This window comes from Chryseobacterium sp. SIMBA_038, from assembly GCF_046535115.1.
Lineage (GTDB): Bacteria > Bacteroidota > Bacteroidia > Flavobacteriales > Weeksellaceae > Chryseobacterium.
The window spans coordinates 1-234 of the sequence record NZ_JAWRXH010000452.1 but is presented as its reverse complement, the minus strand read 5'-3'; the positions used below and the strand labels follow the sequence as shown (position 1 = coordinate 234).

The following is a 234-nucleotide window of genomic DNA, read 5'->3' as shown; positions in this document are numbered from 1 at the left end:
AGCTACGCTATTTCCACTTTTATCCTTAGCTCCGGTAGTTTCCCATGGAGTAGAAGCCAATGTAAGCTGTCCGTTACTTGGTTCCGCATGAGAAGTCTTCGTATGGATGATGTCATAATAAATAGACGGATCAGCTGCATTAGGACGAATTCTGTAAGTGAATTCATTTTTATTTAAAACAAGGATCTCAACATCACGTGTGAAGATGGTAGATCCATCCGGATTCAAGGCTGC

General features: G+C 41.5%; 1 protein-coding gene. It reads right to left on the bottom strand.

All coding sequences use genetic code 11. The features are described from left to right. The coding region (locus SB689_RS24235; RefSeq protein ID WP_410694563.1) for a DUF4822 domain-containing protein at positions 1-234 on the bottom strand (234 nt) is incomplete at both ends.